Annotated in this window: 23 protein-coding genes; 22 read left to right on the top strand and 1 reads right to left on the bottom strand. The window is 54.5% G+C overall.

The features are described 5' to 3' along the window. Window positions 1-256 precede the first annotated feature (256 nt). From spoIIGA to NYE69_RS24270, 15 genes are all read left to right on the top strand, one after another. Window positions 257-1,264 carry a sigma-E processing peptidase SpoIIGA gene (gene spoIIGA / locus NYE69_RS24340; RefSeq protein WP_340928246.1) on the top strand — a complete coding sequence of 336 codons (1,008 nt, stop codon included), beginning with the start codon at window positions 257-259 and terminating at the stop codon, window positions 1,262-1,264. Window positions 1,265-1,294: 30 nt separating this feature from the next. Further along, complete coding sequence (gene sigE / locus NYE69_RS24335; protein WP_036621412.1) at window positions 1,295-2,017, top strand: RNA polymerase sporulation sigma factor SigE; 723 nt, start codon at window positions 1,295-1,297, stop codon at window positions 2,015-2,017. A 91-nt stretch (window positions 2,018-2,108) separates the two neighbouring features. Next, entirely contained in the window at window positions 2,109-2,891 is a 783-nt protein-coding gene (gene sigG / locus NYE69_RS24330; RefSeq protein WP_036621413.1) for an RNA polymerase sporulation sigma factor SigG, read from the top strand. Between the two features lie 170 nt (window positions 2,892-3,061). After that, window positions 3,062-3,253: a hypothetical protein gene (locus tag NYE69_RS24325; protein ID WP_340928243.1), complete on the top strand. Its 192-nt coding sequence runs from the start codon at window positions 3,062-3,064 to the stop codon at window positions 3,251-3,253. A 102-nt stretch (window positions 3,254-3,355) separates the two neighbouring features. Continuing rightward, entirely contained in the window at window positions 3,356-5,305 is a 1,950-nt protein-coding gene (locus NYE69_RS24320; RefSeq protein WP_340928242.1) for an FAD-dependent oxidoreductase, read from the top strand. A gap of 153 nt (window positions 5,306-5,458) precedes the next feature. Then, complete coding sequence (locus NYE69_RS24315; protein WP_124333010.1) at window positions 5,459-5,794, top strand: YlmC/YmxH family sporulation protein; 336 nt, start codon at window positions 5,459-5,461, stop codon at window positions 5,792-5,794. An 87-nt stretch (window positions 5,795-5,881) separates the two neighbouring features. Further along, window positions 5,882-6,733 carry a peptidoglycan editing factor PgeF gene (gene pgeF / locus NYE69_RS24310; protein WP_340928241.1) on the top strand — a complete coding sequence of 284 codons (852 nt, stop codon included), beginning with the start codon at window positions 5,882-5,884 and terminating at the stop codon, window positions 6,731-6,733. 8 nt (window positions 6,734-6,741) lie between these two features. Continuing rightward, the gene (locus NYE69_RS24305) at window positions 6,742-7,440 is read left to right on the top strand and encodes a YggS family pyridoxal phosphate-dependent enzyme (protein ID WP_340928239.1); all 699 of its coding nucleotides are present in this window, start codon (window positions 6,742-6,744) and stop codon (window positions 7,438-7,440) included. Then, on the top strand, window positions 7,440-7,886 hold the full coding sequence (locus NYE69_RS24300; protein WP_036621418.1) for a cell division protein SepF: 447 nt from the start codon (window positions 7,440-7,442) through the stop codon (window positions 7,884-7,886). Before NYE69_RS24305 ends, NYE69_RS24300 begins: the two co-directional genes overlap by 1 nt. A gap of 7 nt (window positions 7,887-7,893) precedes the next feature. Then, entirely contained in the window at window positions 7,894-8,163 is a 270-nt protein-coding gene (locus tag NYE69_RS24295; RefSeq protein ID WP_036621420.1) for a YggT family protein, read from the top strand. A gap of 7 nt (window positions 8,164-8,170) precedes the next feature. Next, complete coding sequence (locus tag NYE69_RS24290; protein ID WP_340928237.1) at window positions 8,171-8,953, top strand: YlmH family RNA-binding protein; 783 nt, start codon at window positions 8,171-8,173, stop codon at window positions 8,951-8,953. Between the two features lie 165 nt (window positions 8,954-9,118). After that, on the top strand, window positions 9,119-9,625 hold the full coding sequence (locus NYE69_RS24285) for a DivIVA domain-containing protein (RefSeq protein ID WP_036621423.1): 507 nt from the start codon (window positions 9,119-9,121) through the stop codon (window positions 9,623-9,625). Between the two features lie 607 nt (window positions 9,626-10,232). Then, window positions 10,233-10,559, top strand: coding sequence for a hypothetical protein (locus NYE69_RS24280; protein ID WP_340928234.1), 327 nt, complete (start codon window positions 10,233-10,235; stop codon window positions 10,557-10,559). A gap of 17 nt (window positions 10,560-10,576) precedes the next feature. After that, window positions 10,577-13,672 carry an isoleucine--tRNA ligase gene (ileS, locus tag NYE69_RS24275; protein ID WP_340928233.1) on the top strand — a complete coding sequence of 1,032 codons (3,096 nt, stop codon included), beginning with the start codon at window positions 10,577-10,579 and terminating at the stop codon, window positions 13,670-13,672. Between the two features lie 151 nt (window positions 13,673-13,823). Further along, a complete protein-coding gene (locus tag NYE69_RS24270; RefSeq protein ID WP_213510294.1) occupies window positions 13,824-14,174 on the top strand; it encodes a DUF5665 domain-containing protein in 351 nt (116 codons plus the stop codon). On the opposite strand, the gene NYE69_RS24265 is transcribed toward NYE69_RS24270, so the two are convergent. After that, a complete protein-coding gene (locus NYE69_RS24265; RefSeq protein WP_328272702.1) occupies window positions 14,161-14,898 on the bottom strand; it encodes a TraR/DksA C4-type zinc finger protein in 738 nt (245 codons plus the stop codon). The two genes, NYE69_RS24270 and NYE69_RS24265, sit on opposite strands and share 14 nt — an antisense overlap. A 234-nt stretch (window positions 14,899-15,132) precedes the next feature. On the opposite strand from NYE69_RS24265, the gene lspA reads away from it, so the two are divergent. From lspA to carA, 7 genes are all read left to right on the top strand, one after another. Next, window positions 15,133-15,630, top strand: a complete 498-nt coding sequence (lspA, locus tag NYE69_RS24260) for a signal peptidase II (protein ID WP_340928229.1) — start codon at window positions 15,133-15,135, stop codon at window positions 15,628-15,630. Further along, window positions 15,627-16,574 (top strand): RluA family pseudouridine synthase, encoded by a 948-nt coding sequence (locus NYE69_RS24255; protein WP_340928227.1) that lies wholly within the window; start codon window positions 15,627-15,629, stop codon window positions 16,572-16,574. Before lspA ends, NYE69_RS24255 begins: the two co-directional genes overlap by 4 nt. A gap of 146 nt (window positions 16,575-16,720) precedes the next feature. Beyond that, the gene (locus NYE69_RS24250; protein WP_340928226.1) at window positions 16,721-17,974 is read left to right on the top strand and encodes an LL-diaminopimelate aminotransferase; all 1,254 of its coding nucleotides are present in this window, start codon (window positions 16,721-16,723) and stop codon (window positions 17,972-17,974) included. A 958-nt stretch (window positions 17,975-18,932) separates the two neighbouring features. Continuing rightward, the gene (gene pyrR, locus NYE69_RS24245) at window positions 18,933-19,478 is read left to right on the top strand and encodes a bifunctional pyr operon transcriptional regulator/uracil phosphoribosyltransferase PyrR (RefSeq protein ID WP_036621436.1); all 546 of its coding nucleotides are present in this window, start codon (window positions 18,933-18,935) and stop codon (window positions 19,476-19,478) included. 1 nt (window position 19,479) lies between these two features. Next, window positions 19,480-20,391 carry an aspartate carbamoyltransferase catalytic subunit gene (locus NYE69_RS24240; protein WP_328272364.1) on the top strand — a complete coding sequence of 304 codons (912 nt, stop codon included), beginning with the start codon at window positions 19,480-19,482 and terminating at the stop codon, window positions 20,389-20,391. Between the two features lie 78 nt (window positions 20,392-20,469). Then, entirely contained in the window at window positions 20,470-21,762 is a 1,293-nt protein-coding gene (locus NYE69_RS24235; RefSeq protein ID WP_328272365.1) for a dihydroorotase, read from the top strand. A 101-nt stretch (window positions 21,763-21,863) separates the two neighbouring features. After that, window positions 21,864-23,000 (top strand): glutamine-hydrolyzing carbamoyl-phosphate synthase small subunit, encoded by a 1,137-nt coding sequence (carA, locus tag NYE69_RS24230; protein ID WP_036621443.1) that lies wholly within the window; start codon window positions 21,864-21,866, stop codon window positions 22,998-23,000. The last annotated feature ends 3 nt before the right edge of the window (window positions 23,001-23,003 follow it).

Genomic DNA, 23,003 nt, shown 5'->3' with positions numbered 1-23,003 from the left:
ATCAAGGCTTGCCTGCCGATTTTTTGCTGCGAAAGTTGAATTATAAAATTTCATAGCGGGGTAGAAGACGGTGCGCTGGCAGGGAGGAGAGGAGGGAACTGGAGGCTAAAGGACTCCAACTCCATATATTATGCCCGTGCACGCGCAAGGCCCCTTGGGTCGACAAAATTAGTGGGATTCTGCTTTCAATTTTAGACAGACTTTATAAGCCAATCTCTTTATACTGATAAGCATCTCCCCAGGCAGGTGAACGCCGTTGGTAGTGTATATCGATCTCATATTTGCGATGAACCTATTGATCGACGCAAGTTTGCTGCTCGCTACGGCTTGGATGCGGAAGCAGAAGATCAAAGTATGGCGGATCGCCGCTTCGGCGTGCGTTGGAGCCATGTACGTCGTCATGATGTTTTTGCCGGAGCTTGGGTTTTTGTATACGTTTCTGGTCAAGTTCCTGTTCTCCGTCGCTATGTTATGGATCGCCTTCGGCTTTGGAAGTTTGCAAAACTATCTGCGGAACATGGGAGCTTTTTACATCGTTAATTTTGCGGCGGCGGGCGGCATCCTGGGCGTGCATTATTTGCTGCAGGACTATGGCGACCTATGGAACGGAATATGGTATTCCGCGACCGGAGGGATGGGGTTTTCGCTGAAAATAGGGGCCTTGTTTACGCTTGTCCTGTTTTTTGCCGTGTTGTGGTGGTTTAAACGGGTCATTGCGGCGCGTCATCGGCAGGAACGGATCTCCACTTTTGTCGGAGAGGTCCGGGTTCGGATTGAAGATTCCGAGGTTTGCTGCACGGGCCTGGTCGATACGGGCAATCAGTTGTCCGATCCGCTCAGCCGGTTGCCGGTAATGGTGATGGAGGCGTCGCTGTGGGAGGATTTGCTTCCCCCATCTTATCGCGGCAAGCTTGCCAAGGAGCGGGCGGACAACCTCATTATGGAGTGGACGGAAGCAGGAGCTTTTCCCTGGCCAGATCGTTTGCGTCTGGTGCCGTATCGCGGAATCAACAAAGGAACGCAATTTATGCTTGCGCTTAAGCCGGATGAAGTCAGCATTACCTTGGAGGGTCGGAACTTTCATTCTACCCGGGTGCTTATCGGATTGGATGGAGGACGTTTGTCAGCGGAAGGGGCCTATCGGGCCATCGTGCATCCTGCGTTAGTGGAAGGCAGGGAAGCGGAGCACCAGCCTTCGCCGGACATATCTTCCGGGCTGGCCCCGCTTGCCGACGCGGGCGGGAGGCCCGGACTTCACCGGTAAAACGGGAACTTGTATAGGAGGAAAGAAATCATGCGTGCAAAATGGAAGTTGTTGCTGCAGCTTCAGTACTATCGGTTGTTGTTTCTATTCGGACTAAAAAGCGAGGAAATCTATTATATAGGCGGAAGCGAAGCGCTGCCGCCCCCATTGACGCGCGAAGAGGAGGAGTATTTGCTCCAGCGGCTGCCGAGCGGCGACTCCGCGATCCGGGCGATGCTGATCGAACGCAATTTGCGGCTGGTCGTGTACATTGCCAGAAAGTTTGAAAACACCGGCATCAATATCGAGGACCTGGTTTCGATTGGAGCCATCGGCCTGATTAAGGCGGTCAACACTTTTGATCCGGAGAAAAAGATTAAACTGGCTACGTACGCTTCGCGCTGCATCGAAAACGAAATCCTGATGTATTTGCGCCGCAACAGCAAGATCCGCACCGAGGTTTCTTTCGATGAGCCGCTGAACATTGATTGGGACGGCAATGAGCTGCTGTTGTCCGATGTGCTGGGGACGGAGAACGATACGATTTACCGGAACATCGAAGAGCAGGTGGATCGGAAGCTGCTGCATAAAGCGCTCGACAAGCTGAGCGAACGGGAGCGGATGATCATGGAGCTGCGGTTCGGCCTGGTGGACGGCGACGAGAAAACGCAAAAGGATGTGGCCGATCTGCTGGGAATTTCTCAATCGTACATTTCCCGTCTCGAAAAAAGGATCATCAAGCGATTGCGCAAGGAATTCAATAAGATGGTGTAAAGGCCCGGCTTTACGGCGATTCATGCAAGGAATAAAAATGCAGCCCAAGGAGATAATGATCATTAGTTTACTCCTTGGGAGGTAAGACACGATGACCCGAAACAAAGTCGAAATTTGCGGTGTCGATACCGCAAAATTGCCCGTTCTAACCAATGCGGAAATGCGTGAATTGTTCCACTCGTTGCAGCAGGACCACGTAAGATCAGCCAGAGAAAAGTTAGTGAATGGCAATCTGAGACTCGTGCTGAGCGTCATCCAGCGGTTCAACAATCGGGGGGAGTATGTGGACGACCTGTTCCAGGTTGGCTGCATTGGACTCATGAAAGCCATCGATAATTTCGATTTATCGCAAAACGTCAAGTTTTCGACCTACGCGGTGCCGATGATCATCGGGGAAATCCGCCGGTACTTGCGCGACAACAATCCGATCCGCGTATCCCGCAGCCTCAGAGATATCGCCTACAAAGCACTGCAAATGCGGGACAACCTGACCAACCAAAATTCGCGGGAGCCCACGATTTTCGAAATTTCGGAAGCGCTTGGTTTGCCGAAGGAAGATGTCGTGTTTGCCCTGGATGCGATCCAGGACCCGGTATCGCTGTTTGAGCCGATTTACCATGACGGGGGAGACCCGATTTACGTCATGGATCAAATCAGCGACGATAAGAACAAGGATGTGTCATGGATTGAAGAAATCGCTTTGCGCGAGGCGATGCAGCGGCTCGGGCGCCGCGAGAAAATGATCCTTTCCATGCGTTTTTTTGAAGGCAAGACGCAAATGGAGGTGGCCGATGAGATCGGCATCTCCCAAGCCCAGGTATCCCGGCTTGAGAAATCCGCCATTTTACAAATGCAAAAGCATGTGAAGTCGTAAATGACAGGTCCCTTGGGGGCCTTTTTTTAATGGAAACAAGCGTGGTAGACTCGCTTACGATCATTGTGAACAACTCCATATCTTCCTAACGTTAAGCTTCTGTAAAATTATATTAAGTTGAACCTTACAATCATTCGTTCAACTTTAAATAGCATGAAGCATTAGCGCGGATGGAGACGGACGGAGGTGGGACGCATGAAATATTGCATCTTTTTACGAAAAGCGCGCTGCAATTTATGCTGGATCATGTGGACGAGCAGGGGTATTCAATTGGCGGAGACGTGATCGGGAAGCTGATGCTGACGGAAAACCGGGACGGGAAAAAACGTTCGTATCTGGAGGTCAATATCCCGGTGTCATGATTAGGGGCTCTCGAAAGGGGAGTTGACCTTGGTGCCGCACCAAGGTATGTGAAAATAATCACGTTTCTGCGGCTTCGAATTATGGGGTAGGGGAGGAACATCATGAGCAGCAAAAAACGCTTCAAATCATGGTTGGTATTTACCGTTTGTCTTGCGCTGGCGGTTTCCGTGCTAAGCGGATGCCAGTCAGCGGGGAATTCCCGGGAATCCGGCCCATCGTCCGCGCCGGAACAATCTTCGTTTAAAGCCGGAACGTATACGGGGGAAGCCGAGGGGAAAGACGGAACGGTCAAAGTGGAAGTCACGATGGAAGAGCCGGATCAAATCAAGGACATTCAAATCGTCAGCCAAACCGAAACGGAAGGGCTGGGCGATGCCGCGCTCGAAAAAATCAAAGAGCAGATTCTGCAAAATCAAACGTTGGCGGTGGACGCCGTCAGCGGCGCCAGCAAGTCGAGCGAAGCGATGCTGACCGCCGTGGAAAAGGCCGTGCAGCAGGCGGGCGGGGATCTAACGGCTCTGAAATCGGGAGGCGTGGCGAAAGCCGGCGAAGGCAAAACGGAAAAGCTCCAGGCTGACGTCGTCGTCGTCGGCGCGGGCGCATCCGGCGTGTCGGCCGCCGTTACGGCGGCGGATAAAGGAGCCAAAGTCATTATCGTGGAAAAAACCGGCATTATCGGCGGCGCCAGCAACTTATCGTGGGCGGGGAAATTTTACAACTCGTCCGCCGCGGTTGAAAACGGGATAAAGGTGAATGTCGAGCAAGAAATCGCCGACTGGATCGCCAACAACCACTGGCGTGTGGACGCCGCGGCGATCCGCCAGTACGTCACCAAATCCGGTGAAACCTACGACTGGCTGAAAAGCAAAGGTTATGTCACGACGTTCCTGAACTTTGCCGGGGAACAGCTTCACGTGCTTCCGGCTTACGATACGCGGGAGCAGACGCTGCGCAAGATGCTGGCCGCATCCGTGGAGAAAAACGGCGGCCAGGTTATTACCGAAACGACGGCCAAAGAGCTGAAGACCGATGCGAGCGGCGCGGTCGTCGGCGTAAAAGCCGCAAAGGCCGACGGCACGACCCTGGAAATTTCCGCGAAAAGCGTGGTCATGGCGACGGGCGGATACGCGGGCAACAAAGAAATGGTCAAGGAAGCGTTTGGCTTTGAAGGCGTAAATGGGGGCCTCGGCCAAAACATCGGGGAGGGGCTGAAGATGTCCTGGGCGGTCGGCGCCAAAGTCCCGGACAACTTCGGCGGCCAAATGCTGCATCAGACGCTGGCGAGAGCGACGAGCGGCCTGAAAAAGGAATATTCCTCGTTTGAAGCCAGCTACCCGCTGATGCTGAGCTATCTTCCGACGCTGATGAACGTGGGGCCTTCGGGGGCCAGATTTAGGGACGAAGCGGCCACCTTGACGTCGGTAGCCGCGGCGAATACGAGCGCTTTTAACGGCCCTTACCACCTGGTCATCGTTTCGAAATCGCAGCTTGACGCCCTGGAAGCGAAAGGGATGAACGGCGTCAAGGCTCCGGGTCTTCCGGGGATGCCGCCGGAATTTTACGCCGACTTCTCCGATAAGTTCAAGCTCGACACGCCGTGGACAAACGTGGAGCAAGTCTTTGAGTCCATGGTGAAAAACGGCGACGGATATAAAGGCGATACGATCGAGGAATTGGCCCAAAACGCGGGAATGGACGTCGAGGTGTTCAAGGAGGCTTTCGATAACTATACCGTGGCCACAAAAACCGGAGTAGACACGGATTTCGGCAAAGCGAAGCAGTACCTGGTTCCGATGGGCGAAGGGCCTTATTACGCAATCATCGCCGAAATCAACAACCTCGGTTCGGTCGGCGGCCTGCTCGTCAATCCCAAGTTTCAGGTTCTGGGCGAAGGCCGGGTGCCGATCAAAGGGCTTTATGCGGTTGGGCTCGAATCGGAAGGCGTGCTGTTTAACGATACTTATGTCGGCAACGGCGTAGGCATCGGCTACTCGTTCACTTCGGGGCGTCTCGGCGGCGAAAGCGCCGCGGCCGGCGCTCTCGGAAAATAAAAAAATAAGCCTTGCAATCCAAGGGACCTTTCCGTGCGGACCGCCGCGATCTTCGGAAAGGTCCCTTTTCCCGCTGTCGGAAGCGCATCAGCGGAAAAGCCGGATCATATAGTAAAGGGACGGAAAGTATTTGGCGGGACGGGGGCGTTAAACATGGACAATGTGGTGAGAGCGAGTATGAAAATATCCGATTTTCAGACCAAGGATGTCATTAATGTGGTGGACGGAAAACGGCTGGGGCATATCAGCGACCTGGAGCTGGATTTGCGGCAGGGCGTGATCGAGGCGATCGTCGTACCGGTCAATACGAAATTCATGGGATTGTTCGGAGGCGGCAGCGATCTGATCATTCCCTGGAAAAATATCGTAAAAATCGGCTCCGACGTCGTGCTCGTGAAGATGGAGGAGCTGCGGGAACCAAGGGTCCAATCCGCATACGAAACGACCGTGTACATCGACCGGGACGGCCGGGCGGAACGGCGCGGCTGATCCGGGAAAGGAAAAGGCAATTATGGTACACTTGAAATGCGTGTTTAAAAAGACAGGTTTTCAGCACCGAGAAAAGGGAGATGGATGATGGAACCATTTATGAGAAATGCTATAGATCAGCAGCCGGAGCGTTTTGAACTGGAGGCTTGGCGCGATCTGGCGCCGGGCCTAAGCGCTGGCTTTACCGGACGCGGCGGGGGCGTAAGCAAACCGCCCTACGGCAGTTTGAATTTGGCTTATCATGTCGGGGACGATCCCTCGGACGTGCTGGAAAACCGGGGGCGCCTGGCCCGGGCGCTTGGCTTTTCCCCGGAGGGCTGGACATGCGGCGAACAGGTGCACGGCGCGCAAATCGCCATCGTTCGGCAGGAGGACCGCGGCAAGGGGTATCTCGACCGGAGCAGCGCCTTTCAGGCGACGGACGGGCTGCTGACCAACGTGCCGGAAGTTTTGTTGGCCTCCTTTTACGCCGATTGCGTACCGCTATATTTTGCCGATCCGGTCACCAAAACCGTCGGATTGGCTCATGCCGGATGGAAGGGGACCGTTCAGCTCATCGCCGGGAAGATGATCGAAACGATGGAACGCGAATTCGGCAGCCGGCGCTCCGACATTCGGACGGCGATCGGCCCGAGCATCGGGGGATGCTGCTATGAAGTGGACGAAGCGGTGATGGGTAAAGTCAGGGAGGCGCTGCCCGGCGCGGAGCCGGATATGCAAGGGGAGCCGATTTCGACGCCATCCAAGAACGAAGGCAAAACGATGCTGAACTTGAAAGAAATGAATCGAATCATTATGATTAAAGCAGGAATATTGCCGACTCATATCGAATGTACAACATGGTGTACAAGCTGCCGTCCGGAAATGTTTTTCTCCTACCGCAAGCATAACGGGGTGACGGGGAGGATGGCGAGCTGGATTGGCATGAAAGAGAGGTGATCCTTTCTTTGTCGCTGAAAGAACGGATAGAAATGGTGGAAGAGCGCATTCAAGCGGCCTGCAAGCGGAGCGGAAGAAACCGCGATGACGTGAATATCGTTGCCGTCACCAAATACGTGTCGGCCGACATGACCCGTTCCGTGTTGGAGGAAGGGATACTTCATATCGGAGAAAACCGCCCTCAAGCGGCGGTGCCTAAATGGGAAGCGCTTGGCGGACAAGGGATATGGCATTTTATCGGCCATTTGCAAAGCAACAAAGTGAAAGACGTCGTCGGAAAATTTCAATACGTTCATTCGCTGGACCGGCTGTCGTTGGCCAAGGAGCTTGAGAAGCGGGCTGCGGCGTTGGATCTGACGGTTTCGGCTTTTTTGCAGGTCAACGTTTCCGGCGAAGCCTCCAAGCAGGGAGTAGCGCCGGAGGAAGCGGCCGCCTTGCTGCGGGAAACCGCTGGCCTGGCCCATGTTAAAATCATCGGCCTTATGACGATGGCGCCGATCGTGGACGATCCGGAATTGGCCAGACCGGTGTTCCGGAAGCTCCGGGAGCTGCGGGACGAGCTGAACGCCGGGGCGGGCGGCGCGCTTAAGGAACCGCTGACGGAACTGTCGATGGGGATGTCGGGAGATTTTGAAGTGGCGATCGAAGAAGGGGCGACATGGGTGCGCCTTGGTACTCTTTTAGTAGGGAAAGGGGAAAAGACGTAATGGGAGTCATGAACCGGTTCATGAATTTTCTGGGACTTCAGGAGGAAGAAGAAATCGTGGAGCGTGAAAAATTTCCCGCCCAGGAGGAAGAAATTGAAACCCCAAGCTTTGAACCCCGTAAAAATCAAAGAGGAAGCAACGTTGTCAGCATTCACTCCCAGAAAAACGTAAAAGTGATCCTTTACGAACCTCGTTCCTATGACGAGGCGCAGGAAATCGCCGACCATCTGCGCTCCCACCGGTCGGTGGTGGTTAATTTGCAGCGAGTCCGGAATGACCAAGCCTTGCGTATTATCGACTTTTTAAGCGGGACGATTTACGCGCTCAGCGGAAGCATCTCCAAAATCGGCAGCAATATTTTCCTGTGCACGCCGGATACGGTCGAGATTCAAGGATCCATTACGGAAATGCTGGCCGAGGATTCCGATTACAACAGAATGAGGTGATGACAGCTTGGTAGGAACTTTGTTGGACGTAGTTGACATAATATATAGAATTTATTATTGGATGATAATAATCTATATATTTATGTCGTGGGTTCCGAATGTGCGTGAAAGCTTTATTGGCGAGTTTCTCGGGAAAATGGTCGAGCCTTATTTGGCCCCGTTTCGCCGGATCGTACCGCCTCTCGGGATGATTGATTTTTCCCCGATTGTTGCCTTATTGGCACTTTGGCTAGCTTCTTTCGGATTAAAAAGTCTTTTGATTTTTGTCTTCGGGTAATTTAGATATGCAGGCGGACATATACGAACATTTCAGGCCGGAGGAGCGCCCTTTTGCGGACCGGGCCTCAGAATGGGTAACGAATGCCGGGGAATACCACGAGGTCAAGCGAAGCGACTTCCTGGATCCGCGGCAGTGTTATATTTTGGAAACCTTGGCGAACCGCCACCCTGATGTGCAAATCCGCTTTGACGGCGGGTACGAAGATGCGGAGCGCCGGCGGGCGCTCATTGCACCGGATTACCGGGATCTGGGCCAGGAGCCGATGGGACTGAAAGTGCTCAGCATTGCCTCGGGGGACCAAAAATTCATTTCGCTCCAGCATGGGGACTATTTAGGCGCTATCTTGGGACTTGGACTCAAGCGGGATAAAATCGGCGACATTCATGTGCGTGAAGACGGCTGCCATGTCGTTGTCGCCGAAGAGATCGCCCCATTCCTCAATTTAAATCTTCATCAGGTGCATCGGGTTGGCGTGATCACGGATATTTTGGAGCCAAGCGAGTTGAAAACGGCGGAAAAAGAGCTCGCACCGATGGATTTGACGGTGGCTTCGTTAAGGCTGGACGGAATTGTGAGCGATGTATTCCATTTAAGCCGCAGCAAAGTGCTGATTCCGATCAAGGCGGGCCGCTGCCGGGTCAACTGGCGGACGGAGGAGGACCCTTCCAAGCCGCTGAAGGCAGGCGACATTGTGGCGCTGCAGGGGTTCGGCCGTTTTAAAGTGCTTGAAACGGAAGGGCTTACGAAAAAAGGCCGGCATCGTGTCAAAATCGGCAAATTTGTGTGAAGCTTTTGCAGGAGATGGCGGATTCTTGTCGAATTAGTAGTCTCGTACTGTTCCGTAAAGTGTGAGTTCAAGAGGTCGGATTTTTTTGCACAACCTCTAAATATCGTGAATATCTAACGCCTTCCCGTCCGTCGGGAAGTTTTGAAATTTGAGGAGGTGGGGATCATGCCATTAACGCCGCTGGATATACATAACAAGGAGTTCTCCAGACGTATTCGCGGTTATGACGAGGATGAAGTCAACGAATTTCTTGACCAGGTGATCAAGGATTACGAAATCGTGATCCGGGAGAATAAGGAGCTTCACAACCAGTTGTTGGCTATGCAGGAGAAGTTGGATCACTTTGCCACGATTGAAGAAACGCTGAGCAAAACGATCATCGTCGCCCAGGAGGCGGCGGATGAAGTAAAGAACAACGCGAAAAAAGAAGCGCAGCTGATCGTGAAGGAAGCGGAGAAAAACGCCGACCGGATCGTCAACGAGTCGCTGGCCAAATCGCGTAAAATCGCCATGGAGGTCGAGGAGCTGAAAAAGCAGGCTTCCATCTACCGGGCCAGATTCCGTACGCTTGTGGAGGCGCAGCTTGATCTGCTGAGCAGCGACAGCTGGGATGCGCTGGAAACGCGCGAGCGCCCCGCGGATAAAGCGCAGGAAGTTCAGGAATTGTATTAATGCATGTCGCAACGTCTATAGAATATTGACATGCGGCTGGCGAATGCGTTATAACTATGACATATTGAATTTGCAAATGAATCGATTGGATTCGATGAAGGGAACCAGTACGCTGCGAGTTTGTTCCCCAGAGAGTTGGCGGCCTGCTGAAAGCCAACGTTCAAAGCGCAGTCGGAATATCCTCCCGGAGAAGCAAAGCTGAATTTCCAAATAAGGAAAGAGCTAAAGCCGATATTTTGACTTTTTTGTAAGATGGGTGTTCAAAATCGCGGCTTTTCAGGACCGAGAAGGTTGGATGAAGCTGAGGACCGAGGAGCGGAGCGTACGTTTTGGGTACGTGAGCACCGGAAGGCCCGGCTGAGTTCAAGATTCGACGTCGAATCGGCGTCTCGATCAGCTTCGTGATCAAAAGCCGATATTTTGACTTCCTTAGCAATGGAAAGAGTAAGTTTTGCCGGTTGTCGGCCGTTATACCGGCCCCATATGAAGCATATGGGATCAAGGTGTCATGCTTTTTTCGGGCGGCGTAACGTCCGGCGGAAAATGCATGAAACAAGGGTGGTAACGCGAGCCAGGTCTCGTCCCTTAGGGACGGGGCTTTTTTTGTTTGGCTTTAGGCAAAAATCGGCTTGACGAAAAGGTGCCGCAAGGTGAGTTGATCCGGCGGCAGTTTAATGGGTGCCATGGAGCTTATTTGGCTGAAAAGACGGGGCTCCGGTTTTTAACGGTTGTCAGCGCGCTTATTTGTGCGAAAGCGTCTATTTTCCCAAGAAAAAACGGGAATAAGCTCTCTGGCAACCGTTACAGCCGACGACTCTCCGTTTTTGCGGAAATAGCGGCCCTCGCAACCGTTAAAATTCCGCCCCTCCTTGCCGCCACCATTCAAGCTCCGGCTTTGGCTTTGAGCTTTGAGCCTGTTGGTTTCCATGAATGAATGAAAGGAAGAGAAGTATGAAAAAAGTGGATGTCAAGGAAAACGCCCGTGCGCGCGATCTGCGCATTCTGGACAAATGGAAACGGGAGAATACGTTCAAGCGCAGCATCGAAAACCGCGCGGGACGCCCCAACTATGTATTTTTTGAAGGACCGCCGACCGCCAACGGCATGCCCCATATCGGGCACGTACTCGGGCGCGTAATCAAGGATTTCGTCGGCCGCTACCAGACGATGAAAGGCTACCGCGTCGTCCGCAAGGCGGGCTGGGATACGCACGGCCTGCCGGTCGAACTCGGCGTGGAGAAGGAGCTGGGCATTTCCGGCAAACAGGAAATCGAAAAATACGGTATCGAAGCATTCATCAAAAAATGTAAGGACAGCGTATTCGGCTATGAAAAGCAGTGGCGCGAGTTTACCGAAGCGATCGCCTACTGGGTCGACCTCGACGATCCGTACGTCACCCTGAACAACAGCTACATCGAAAGCGTCTGGAACATCCTCGCGACGATCCACGACAAAGGGCTGCTGTACAAGGGGCACCGCGTCAGCCCGTATTGCCCTTGCTGCCAGACGTCGCTGAGTTCGCACGAAGTGGCCCAAGGCTACGAGGACGTCAAGGACCTGAGCGCCACGGCTAAATTCAAGCTGGACGACACCGGCGAATATGTGCTGGCCTGGACGACTACGCCTTGGACGCTGCCGGCCCACGTCGCCCTGTCGATGAACCCGGATATGGAATACGCCCGGGTGCAGCAGGAAGACGGCGTTTATATCGTGGCCAAAAACCTCGTGGAAAAAGTAATGAAAGGCGACTTCACCGTACTGTCGACGCACAAAGGCGCGGAATTCATCGGCAAAACGTACACGCCGCCGTTCAGCTACATCAAAGCCGATAAAATCAACGTGATCGTCGGCGCTTCGTTCGTAACCGATGCCAGCGGTACGGGGATCGTGCACATGGCTCCGGCGCACGGCGAAGACGACTACCGCACATGCCGCGAGAACGGCATCAGCTTCGTCAGCGTCGTTAACGGTCAAGGCCGCTACACGGACGCCGTCAGCGATTTTGCCGGCCGTTTCGTAAAGGATTGCGACCTTGATATCGTCAAAACGCTGTCGGAAAAAGGGCTCCTGTACAGCAAAGAAAAATACGAGCACAGCTATCCGTTCTGCTGGCGCTGCAAATCGCCGCTGCTCTATTACGCGATGGAGAGCTGGTTTATCGAAACGACGGCCGTGAAAGACCAGCTGATCGCCAACAACAATTCGGTCGAGTGGTTTCCGGGCCATGTACGCGAAGGCCGGTTCGGGAAATTTCTCGAGGACCTCGTCGATTGGAACATCAGCCGCAACCGGTATTGGGGCACTCCGCTTAACGTTTGGGTTTGCCCGGACTGCGGCGGGCAGTTTGCGCCGCACAGCCTGGCCGAGCTGCGCGAACATGCAGTGGGACACGTCAGCGAAGACCTGGAGCTGCACAAGCCGTACGTGGACGAAGTCAAGGTACGCTGCCCGCACTGCGAGGGCGGAGTCATGGAGCGGACGAGCGAAGTGATCGACGTCTGGTTCGACAGCGGCTCGATGCCGTTTGCCCAGCACCATTACCCGTTCGAAAACGAACAAACCTTTGCCGAGCAGTTCCCGGCGGACATGATTTGCGAAGGGATCGACCAGACGCGCGGCTGGTTTTACAGCCTGCTGGCCGTGTCTACGCTGTTTACGGGCAAAGCGCCGTATAAAGCGGTGATCGCCACCGGCCACGTGCTGGACGAAAACGGGCAAAAGATGTCCAAGTCGAAAGGCAATGTCATCGACCCGTGGGACATCATTAATGAATTCGGCACCGACGCGTTCCGCTGGGCGCTGCTGTCCGACAGCGCGCCTTGGAACAGCAAACGCTTCTCCAAAGGCATCGTCGCCGAAGCGAAATCGAAGGTGGTCGATACGCTCGTCAACACCCATGCCTTCCTGACGCTATACGCGGGCATCGACGGCTACAAGCCGGAGGAGCATCCGCTGCGGCCATCGACGAACAAGCTGGACCGCTGGATTTTATCGCGGCTGAACAGTCTGATCCTCGTCGTCGACAAAGCCCTTCCGGTGAACGATTTCGTGAACGCCGCGCAGGCGATTGAAGGGTTTATCGACGAGCTGAGCAACTGGTATATCCGCCGTTCGCGCGACCGTTTCTGGGGTAGCGGCCTCAGCGAAGACAAACTGTCGGCTTACCAAACGCTTACCGGTGTGCTCCTGACGTTGTCTAAGCTGATCGCGCCGTTTGCCCCGATGCTGGCCGAAGACATTTTCACGAACCTCGGGGGCGGGGACAGCGTTCATCTGGCCGACTTCCCAGAGGCGGATGAAAACCTGATCAACCTCGCGCTGGAGAAGGACATGGAAAGCGCGCGGCAAATCGTCGAACTGGCCCGCAACGTGCGCAACGAGACGGGCATCAAAACGCGCCAGCCGTTGTCCGGTCTGATTGTGTCCATGGACCGCGACTTTGCCGTGGCGGACTACGAAGAAATCATCAAGGACGAGATCAACGTCAAGGCGATCGAAATCGAAACGAGCGACAGCGGGTTCGTCGATTTCACGCTGAAGCTGAACCTGAAGGTAGCCGGCAAGAAGTACGGCAAAAACGTTGGCTTCCTCCAGGGCTGCCTGAAAGGATTGTCTGCGGACGAGACGCGGGCGATCGTGGACAGCGGCCGGTTTACCGTGACTTCGCCGGAGGGCGAGGAATTGACCGTTACCGCGGACGAACTGCTGATCGAAAAGCAGGCCAAGCCGGGTTTTGCGTCCGCTTCCGGTTACGGGATCACCGTGGCGCTGAATACGGACATCACGCCGGAGCTTGAGCAGGAAGGCTGGGTTCGCGAGGTGGTGCGCGCGGTTCAGGATACGCGCAAGAAGCTGGATCTTCCGATCGAAAAAAGAGTGCATCTTTCGCTTGACGTCGATGACGAACTGAAAGCGGCGATTACGGCGTTTGAGAACGTGCTGCGCGAAAACGTGCTGATCACGGACGTCGCCTTCGCCAAGCTGGACGAATCGGCGGAGAAGGCCGACCTCGGAACCAAGACGATTCTAATCTCCATTCAAGCGTAATCTACGAAAACGAAAACTGCATGGACCGCGCCAAGGACGGTCATAATAGAAGCAACCTAAAACAAACGAGCCCAGATAGTCTTTCCTTTTGCAGCGAAAGGGAGACGGGCTCGTTTGTAATTTAAATGCGAGTTCAAAGGATGGGGTAACGATGATGCGTCGCAAAACGGCAGCCGAGCCGCCGGCCGAAGAGTTTCCCAAGACCCCGGAAGAGCGGATAAATGCTGTATACCGCCTGACCCAGAACTGGACCAGAGAGCTGGAAAAATCGCGGATCACCGAATATACCCAGCTTTTAAACCGTCCCTGGCGCCTGATTTGGCTGAATCTGTTGTCCGGTACGGCGAGGGGCGTCGGCATTGCGATCGGTTTTACTTTCTTCGCCGCAACGATTATTTACGTGCTTCAAGTTCTGGGCAAGCTGAATCTGCCGATCATCGGCGATTATATCGCGGACATTGTGCGGATCGTGCAAAGGCAGCTTGAGCTTAATACGTATTAGGTCCGGTTCCCAGCGAATCTTCGCTTTCCAGATGTTTGGTGGCACTCATATGTTTACGGTATACGCCGTTGCGGTAAAAACAAACGTTTTTTCCGTAAATGTCGGTGGCGACAAAAGATTCGTAAGGCTCCACGAACCCGTCAAGCTCGTTCGAGGCTTCAATTTCCATGTCATTGTAATCGTCGACTTCCGATTCATCGGCGAACGCTGGGGTGTTGGAGGTGCCGAAGCTCTCCACGATCTGCCAGGCGTCTTCTCCGTCAAAACCGTTTTGATCGTCCCGTTCATCCAGACTGGTTCGTCCGAAAGGCGGAGACAAGAAAATCTCTTCAATCGGGCGCTTGGCCGAAACGAAGGTTTGCGGGCTATGCTCCTTGCAGTACGCCGTTTCCGGAATCGCGCTGAGACGATCGTAGCCGATCGGCTTCCCGCAGGTGGCGCAATAGCCGTAGCTTTCGTCTTCGATGCGCCGAAGCGCATCTTCGACCCGGGCGAGCTGCAGTTCATGGTGTTCGGCCAGGGCGAGGTCCTTGCCCCGTTCGAACACTTCAGAGCCCAGGTCTCCGGGATGGTTGTCGATCGGGCTAAGTTCATTGGTATTGTACCGCATTGATTCATTCATTCCGTAATGGTCGTTTTCTTGAAGCCTTTCGCTGAGCGAGGCTTGCGCTTCTTTCAGTTTGGCGGAAAGTTCGGACAGTTGGGTTTTCGTTAGATACGACATGGGCGTTGCTCCTTTCTTTCCTGATCCTGGAACCGTTTTTTGAACGGTCTCATTTAGTGCGAGAACAACCTCTTATAGCGGTATTTTGCGCAGAAGTAAGGCGAATTACCTAAGGAAAATCCTTTCGCGCATGGACGGGCCAATTCCGGCTGTGCTACAATATACAAGGCTTACATGTGGATAATCCTGCCGGTGTAGAACCGCTGGAAATGAAAAAACGAGGTGACTTACCGCGTGGTATACTTTCTGATTGCATTGATTGTTTTTCTGATTGACCAGGGCACCAAATATTTGATTGCAACCGGTCTAACGATAGGAGAGCAAATCCCCGTCATCGGCAACTTTTTTCTGATTACCTCACACCGCAACCGCGGCGCGGCTTTTAGCATATTGCAGGATCAGCGCTGGTTTTTTGTCACGGTGACGGCCGTCGTCGTGGTCGGGATCATTTGGTATTTATTGAAAATAAAAAAACAGCGGAACAAGCTGTTGCCCACGGCGCTGTCTCTGGTGCTTGGCGGAGCGGTCGGGAACTTTCTGGACCGGGTTGTCAGCGGCGAGGTCGTCGACTTTTTGCAGTTTAATTTCGGCTCCTACACGTTTCCGATCTTTAATGTTGCGGATTCCTGTATCGTGATCGGCGTTGCGCTGATCATTTTGGATTCGCTGCTGGAGATGCGCCGGGAAAAACAGACGTCCAGGGCCAACCATGAGCAAGAGGAGAAGGTATGAGTTTAGACAAGCTTTATGAAGAATCCGAGGACGGCACGCTCGAGTGGACGATCGATTCCGCGGCCGCCAAGGAACGGATTGACAAATACGTTAAAGGACAGCTCGACGAGGAGGTTTCGCGAAGTCAAATTCAGCTGTGGATCGAAGCGGGGAATCTGGTCGTCAACGGAACCCCGGTCAAAACGAACCATAAGCTGGCGGAGGGCGACCGCGTCGTGCTGACGATCCCCGAGCCGGAAGCGGTGGAAATCGCTCCCGAGGACATTCCGCTCGATATTTACTACGAAGACAGCGATGTGATCGTCGTCAACAAAGCGCGCGGCATGGTCGTGCATCCGGCGCCGGGTCATGCTTCCGGGACGCTCGTCAATGCGCTGCTTTTTCACTGCAAGGATTTGTCCGGCATCAACGGGGAACTGCGTCCCGGGATCGTGCACCGCATTGACAAAGACACATCGGGGCTCATGATGGCGGCAAAAAACGATAAAGCCCACGCCTCTTTGGCGGCGCAGCTCAAAGCCCACTCGGTCACCCGTAAGTATTACGCCCTCGTACACGGCAATGTCAGCCATGACCAGGGGACGGTGGACGCGCCGATCGGCCGCGACCCGCACGACCGCAAAATGTATACGGTGATCGACCGGAACAGCAAATCGGCAGTCACGCATTTTCAGGTGGTGGAGCGTTTTGGCGATTACACTCTGCTGGAACTTAAGCTGGAAACCGGACGCACCCATCAAATCCGCGTGCACATGAAGTTCATCGGGCATCCGCTAGTGGGAGACCCGCTGTACGGACGCAGCAAAGGCGTCAAAATGAACGGACAAGCGCTGCATGCAGCCGTTTTGGGCTTTGACCACCCGGCCGACGGCCGGTATTTGGAGTTCAGCGCGCCGATTCCGGCCGACATGGAGGATGTGCTTTTGTCGCTGCGAAACCGTTGATTAATTCCCGGGAAATGTTCGTCTCCAGGAGACAGCTTGATCAAAAAGTACAAACGATCGGGTAATTAATCCATTCTCTATTCCGCCGTCTTCCCTCATATTTAAAAGGTAGATTTTTTAACGAATATGAAGGGGATGGACGGTAAATGAGTACGGCGAATGGACAAGAAACCTACATTCAGCAGATATTTGCGGACCGGATCGGCGGAGCGAATTACGGTAAAGATACCGCTATTTATAAATTCGAGAAAATTAAACGCGCCAAAGCGGCGGCCAAAAAAGATTTTCCCGACATTGAGCTAATCGACATGGGCGTCGGCGAACCCGACGATATGGCCGATCCCGGCATCGTGGCCAAGCTTGCGGAAGAAGCGGCCAAACGGGAAAACCGCGGCTATGCGGACAACGGGATTGCGGAATTCAAGGAAGCTGCGGCGAAATATTTAGGCGATGTGTTCGGCGTGGAAAGCATCGATCCAGTTACGGAGGTTGTGCATTCGATCGGCTCCAAGCCGGCGATCGCGATGCTGCCTTCCTGCTTTATCAACCCGGGGGATATTACGATTATGACGGTCCCGGGCTATCCGATCATCGGTACGCATACCAAATATTTGGGCGGCGAAGTGTATACGGTGCCTTTGACCGAAGAAAACCACTTCCTGCCGGACCTGGATGCGATTCCGGAAGGGGTCGCCCGCAAGGCGAAGCTGTTGTATTTGAACTACCCGAACAACCCGACCGGAGCGAGCGCAACGCCGGAATTTTTCGCCAAAGTGGTGGAATGGGCGAAGAAATATCATGTGGTCGTCGTGCATGACGCTCCGTACGCAGCCTTGACTTATGACGGACTTAAGCCGCTCAGCTTCCTGTCCGTGCCTGGCGCTAAGGACGTAGGTGTGGAACTGCACTCCTTGTCCAAGTCGTACAACATGACGGGTTGGAGAATCGGGTTTGTCGCCGGCAATCCGCTGGTCGTCAAAGCGTTCAGCGACGTGAAGGACAACAACGATTCCGGGCAGTTTATCGCCATTCAAAAAGCGGCAGCCTACGGTTTGGCGCATCCGGAAATCACCGAGAAAATCGCCGCGAAGTATTCGCGCCGCCACGAGCTGTTGGTGAACGCGCTGAATGAGCTGGGCTTCAATGCGAAGAAGCCGCAGGGATCCTTTTTCCTATACGTACAGGCGCCGAAGGGTGTGGAAGGCGGTCCGACGTTTGCGACGGCGGAAGACTTCTCGCAATTTTTGATCCGCGAGAAATTGATTTCGACCGTGCCTTGGGACGACGCCGGTCACTACATCCGTTTCTCCGTGACGTTTATTGCCGACGGCGAGGAGGAAGAGCGGCGTGTGATTTCGGAAATCAAACGCCGCTTGGGCGATTTGAAGTTTATTTTTTAATTGCATGTGTTGCATGGGCTGGCCAAGAAATGTTCTTGGCCGGCCTTTTTTAATATACTAGAATTTGTAAAATTTCAAACGTTTATTTGCCATTTCATGCTGGGAAAGTTGAGTTATAACTCAACTTTCGCGGGAACAGTCAAGTCGATAACCGATCGTCGGCAAGAAACACGGAAGGGTGCCCGAAAGCTTGAGGATAGGGAAGTGGGGGAAGGGGAGGCAGATCAACACTTACTGTCCGGAGGCTTTGCACGATTATCCCGCTTGATCAGGTAGCAAAGAGAAAGAGAAGCTCGGGAGAAAAAAATATTTGGTGGAGCAGCAGATAGGTTTGAGATAATTTAGACGGGCTTAGGAGAAGAAATCAGGTTTAGAGGGGGTGAAACAGATCGGACAAGAGATCAAGACAGGAGATCAAGGACCCATTAAGTTAATCTGCATCAAACTCCCCCCATCTTTTCAAGCGCCACGATCAGGCCGCGGCCGCAATCTGCCGATATTTTGCTGCGAAAGTTGAGTTATAAGGTCTCAGCAATGCCCCAGCGATATTCCGCTCCAAAAATCCGGTTGAATAAATATAAATGTAAATGTATAATTATTAACAACGATATGCAGCCGCGCTTCCGCAAAACGGAGGATTCGGGTGGTTCCGTCGTGAGCAAGGTGTGAACGGTTTTATGGGCAGAGCGTCTTGACAGGCTGACCTCGTTCTGTCATAATTCATGTAAACCAATAGCACCTTTAATTCAGTCCCGTGAGGCTGGCAAGGTAACGTGAATGGGGAAGCAGGGCAGAACTGCGCTTATTTTCATGCGCTCTGGCATGCCCAAACCCCCGTGACAGTCATAGTTTAACTGTGGCTGGAGACTCCTTGCCTGGATCAGGCAAGGAGTTTTTTTATGCGCCGATCACGGAACGAACACGGGTGACCATCAATTGTCCCAAGGAGGTCAAGGCTGTGAGCATCGAAAGTCATATCATTATGGATGAGCAGGCGATTCGGAGGGCGCTTACCAGAATTGCGCATGAGATTTTGGAGCGAAACAAAGGGATCGAAGGTTTGGTGCTGGCCGGCATCAAAACGCGCGGAGTGTATCTCGCCAAACGGCTGGCCGAGCGGCTGGAAAGCATCGAAGGATCGGCGATTCCGTGGGGAGAGCTTGACGTAACGTCCTACCGGGACGACAACACCGAAACGGTGCGGGGAGCCAAGCAAGCCACGTTCCCGGTATCGATTCAAGGCAAAAAAGTCATTTTGTTCGACGATGTTCTGTATACGGGCCGCACGATCCGGGCCGCGATGGACGCGATCATGGACTGCGGGCGGCCGGAATCGATCCAACTGGCGGTTCTCGCCGATCGGGGCCATCGGGAGCTGCCGATCCGGGCCGATTATATCGGGAAAAACGTGCCGACCTCGCGCACGGAAGAAATCGAAGTGCTGCTTCAAGAACATGACGGAAGCGATCTTGTCCGCATCCTCCACAACCGGGAGGGGAACTGACATGGCGCTGACGATGGCGGCAGTGAAAGAACGCAGCTTGCTGGGACTCAAAAACCTGAGCGCGTCGGAGATTTCCTCCATTTTGGATCGGGCGGCCCACTGGGACGCCAAAGCAGAGAAAGTGATCCCGGTCTTGCAGGACCGTTTCGTAGCCAATATGTTTTTTGAAAACAGCACGCGGACCCGATTTTCCTTCGAAATGGCGGAGAAAAGGCTGGGCGCGCAGGTGCTTAACTTCGCGGCGGCGGTCTCGAGCGTAGAAAAAGGCGAGTCGATTTACGACACCGTCCGCACGCTGGAATCGATGGGCATCGACGCCGGCGTCATCCGGCTTAAGCCGATCGGCATGCTTGAAGGAATTGCGGAAAAAATCGGCGTTCCGCTCGTCAATGCCGGCGACGGCAACAACGAGCACCCGACGCAAGCGCTGCTCGATCTTTATACGATGAAGGCCCATTTCGGGGAATTGAAGGGGCTCAAGGTGGCGATCATCGGCGACATCAAACATAGCCGGGTTGCCCGCTCCAACCTGTGGGCCCTGCAAAAATTCGGCGCGAAAGTGAAGCTGTGCGCGCCGGAAAACATGCAGGCCCAGGAGCTTGAAGCATACGCTTCTTACGTATCGATGGAAGAAGCGCTTGGCGCCGACGTCGTGATGATGCTCCGGGTTCAACTGGAGCGCCATACGGACGGCATCTTGAAATCGGCGGCCGAGTATCGTCTCCATTATGGTTTAACGGAAGAGAGAGCGGCCAAACTGCCGCCGCACGCGCTGATCATGCACCCGGCTCCGGTAAACCGGGGCGTGGAAATCGACGACGCGCTTGTGGAGCACCCGCAGTCGCGCATCTTTAAGCAGATGCAAAACGGCGTGCCGATCCGCATGGCCGTCCTGGAACGGGCCCTACGGTAGGGCCGTGCAGGGAAATATAGCGCCGTAACCCGCCGTCTTATTCCAAAATCGTACGAAAGAGCGGAGGATGAACATTCCATGCGACTTATTATCATAAATGCCAATATCCTTAATAGCGACGGGGAACTGCAATTATCCCGAATCACCGTCCATAACGGAATCATCGAAAGTATTTCGGTTAACGGGGCCGGGGAGGCCGCAGCGGCCGAGCCGGATACGCGGATAATCGACGCCGGCGGCAAGCTGGTAACCCCGGGTTTTATCGACATGCACGTGCATTTGCGCGAACCGGGCTTTGAGCATAAAGAAACGATCGAAACGGGCTCCCGCTCGGCGGCCAAAGGCGGCTTCACCACGATCGCCTGCATGCCGAACACGAGACCGGTAACCGATAATCCCGACACGGTAAAATACGTAAAACAAAAAGCGGACGAAGCGGGGCTCGTCAATGTGCTGCCGTACGCGGCGATCACGAAAGGCGAGCTTGGCCGCGAGTTGACCGACTTTGCCGCGCTGAAGGAAGCCGGCGCAATCGGCTTCACCGACGACGGCGTAGGCGTGCAGAGCGCGCAGATGATGAAGGACGCGATGAAACTGGCGGCGTCGCTGGCTATGCCGGTCATCGCCCACTGCGAGGACAACTCGCTGGTGGAAGGAGCGCCGGTCGCCGAGGGGGATTTCGCCAGACGGCACGGCTTGAAAGGCATCCCGAACGAGTCGGAGGCGATCCATGTCGGGCGCGATATTTTGCTTGCGGAAGCGACGGGCGTTCACTACCACGTCTGCCACGTCAGCACGGAGCAGTCGATCCGCTTGATCCGGCAGGCCAAAGAGATCGGCATCAACGTGACCGCCGAGGTATGCCCGCATCATCTGATCCTGGCGGAAGAAGATATCCCCGGGCTGGACGCCAACTGGAAAATGAATCCGCCGCTGCGCTCCCGCCGGGACGTGGAGGCTTGTATCGCGGCATTGGAGGACGGAACGATCGACATCATCGTCACCGATCACGCGCCGCACAGCGAGGAAGAAAAGGCCAAGGGCCTGCAGCTTGCGCCGTTTGGCATCGTCGGTTTCGAAACGGCGTTCCCGCTGCTGTACACCAAATTTGTGGCCGAAGGCCGCTGGACTTTGGGGATGCTGGTGCAGCGCATGACTGCAGGTCCGGCGCAAGTGTTCGGGCTAAAGGCCGGACGCCTCACTCCCGGCGCTCCCGCCGATCTGACGATCGTCGATTTGGAGGAGGAGCGGACCGTCGATCCGGCGGCCTTCGCCTCGAAAGGGCGCAACACGCCGTTTGCCGGGTGGAAGCTGAAGGGCTGGCCGGTGGCGACGATCGTGGGCGGAAACCTGGTTTGGTCTGAGGCATAGGCTTGAGGCATAAGGCCAAGGCAGGTCCGAGGTATAGGTCTGAGGCATAAGCCCAATCATGGGCTTTGATGAATATAGAACTTCTAAAGGAGTGCTGCAGGATGCAAGCAAGATTGTTGTTGGAAGACGGCACGTTGTTTACCGGAACCTCATTCGGGGCAGAAGGCGAAAAAACGGGCGAGGTCGTTTTTAATACGGGAATAACGGGATATCAGGAGGTTTTGTCCGACCCGTCCTACTGCGGACAAATCGTCACCATGACCTATCCGCTGATCGGAAACTACGGCATCTCGCGGGATGATTTCGAATCGATCGTCCCATCGATCCACGGGTTCGTGGTGCGCCGGTACGAGCCAACGCCCAGCAACTGGCGGGCGCAGTACAACCTGGGCGATTTGCTTAAGGAATACGGGATTCCCGGCATTGCCGATATCGATACCCGCATGCTGACGCGCATCATCCGCCATCAGGGGACGATGCGGGGGATCCTGACCACCTCCTCGAAATCGGTTGAAGAACTGAAGGAAATGATGCTCGCCACCAGCATCGAGGAACTGCGCAATCAGGTGGCCCAAACCTCGACGAAGCACGTCTACAGCAGCCCGGGCTCGAAAGAGCGCATCGTGCTTGTGGACTTCGGCGCCAAAAGCGGTATTTTACGCGAACTCAACAGACGGGATTGCGATGTGGTCATCGTGCCGCATAACACGACCGCGGAGGAAATCCGCCGCCTGCATCCCGACGGGATTCAGCTGTCCAACGGCCCCGGGGACCCGAAAGACGTGCCTTACGCGGCGGAAATGATCTCCGAACTGCTCGGCGAATATCCGATTTTCGGCATCTGCCTGGGCCACCAACTGTTCGCTTTGGCATGCGGAGCCGATACGGAGAAACTGAAATTCGGCCACCGCGGCGGCAACCATCCGGTCAAAGAGCTGGAATCGGGGCGCTGCTACATCACGTCCCAGAACCACGGGTACACGGTAACGGAATCGTCCCTGAACGGAACGGACCTGGAAGTAACGCATATCAACAATAACGACAAAACGATCGAAGGCTTGAAGCATAAAAAATATCCGGCTTTTTCGGTGCAGTACCATCCGGAGGCGGCTCCCGGACCTTACGACAACAGCTACCTGTTCGACCGCTTCATCGAAATGATCCGGGAGCATAAGCGCCTGCATCCGCAAAAGCCCCGTCAGGCCGAACTCATGGCCGCTGCGAAAGGAGAACTGTAATCC

It is taken from the genome of Paenibacillus sp. FSL R5-0527, from assembly GCF_038008055.1.
Lineage (GTDB): Bacteria > Bacillota > Bacilli > Paenibacillales > Paenibacillaceae > Fontibacillus > Fontibacillus macerans.
Note: the sequence above shows the minus strand (reverse complement) of the source record. Positions and strands in the feature narration are given on the sequence as shown.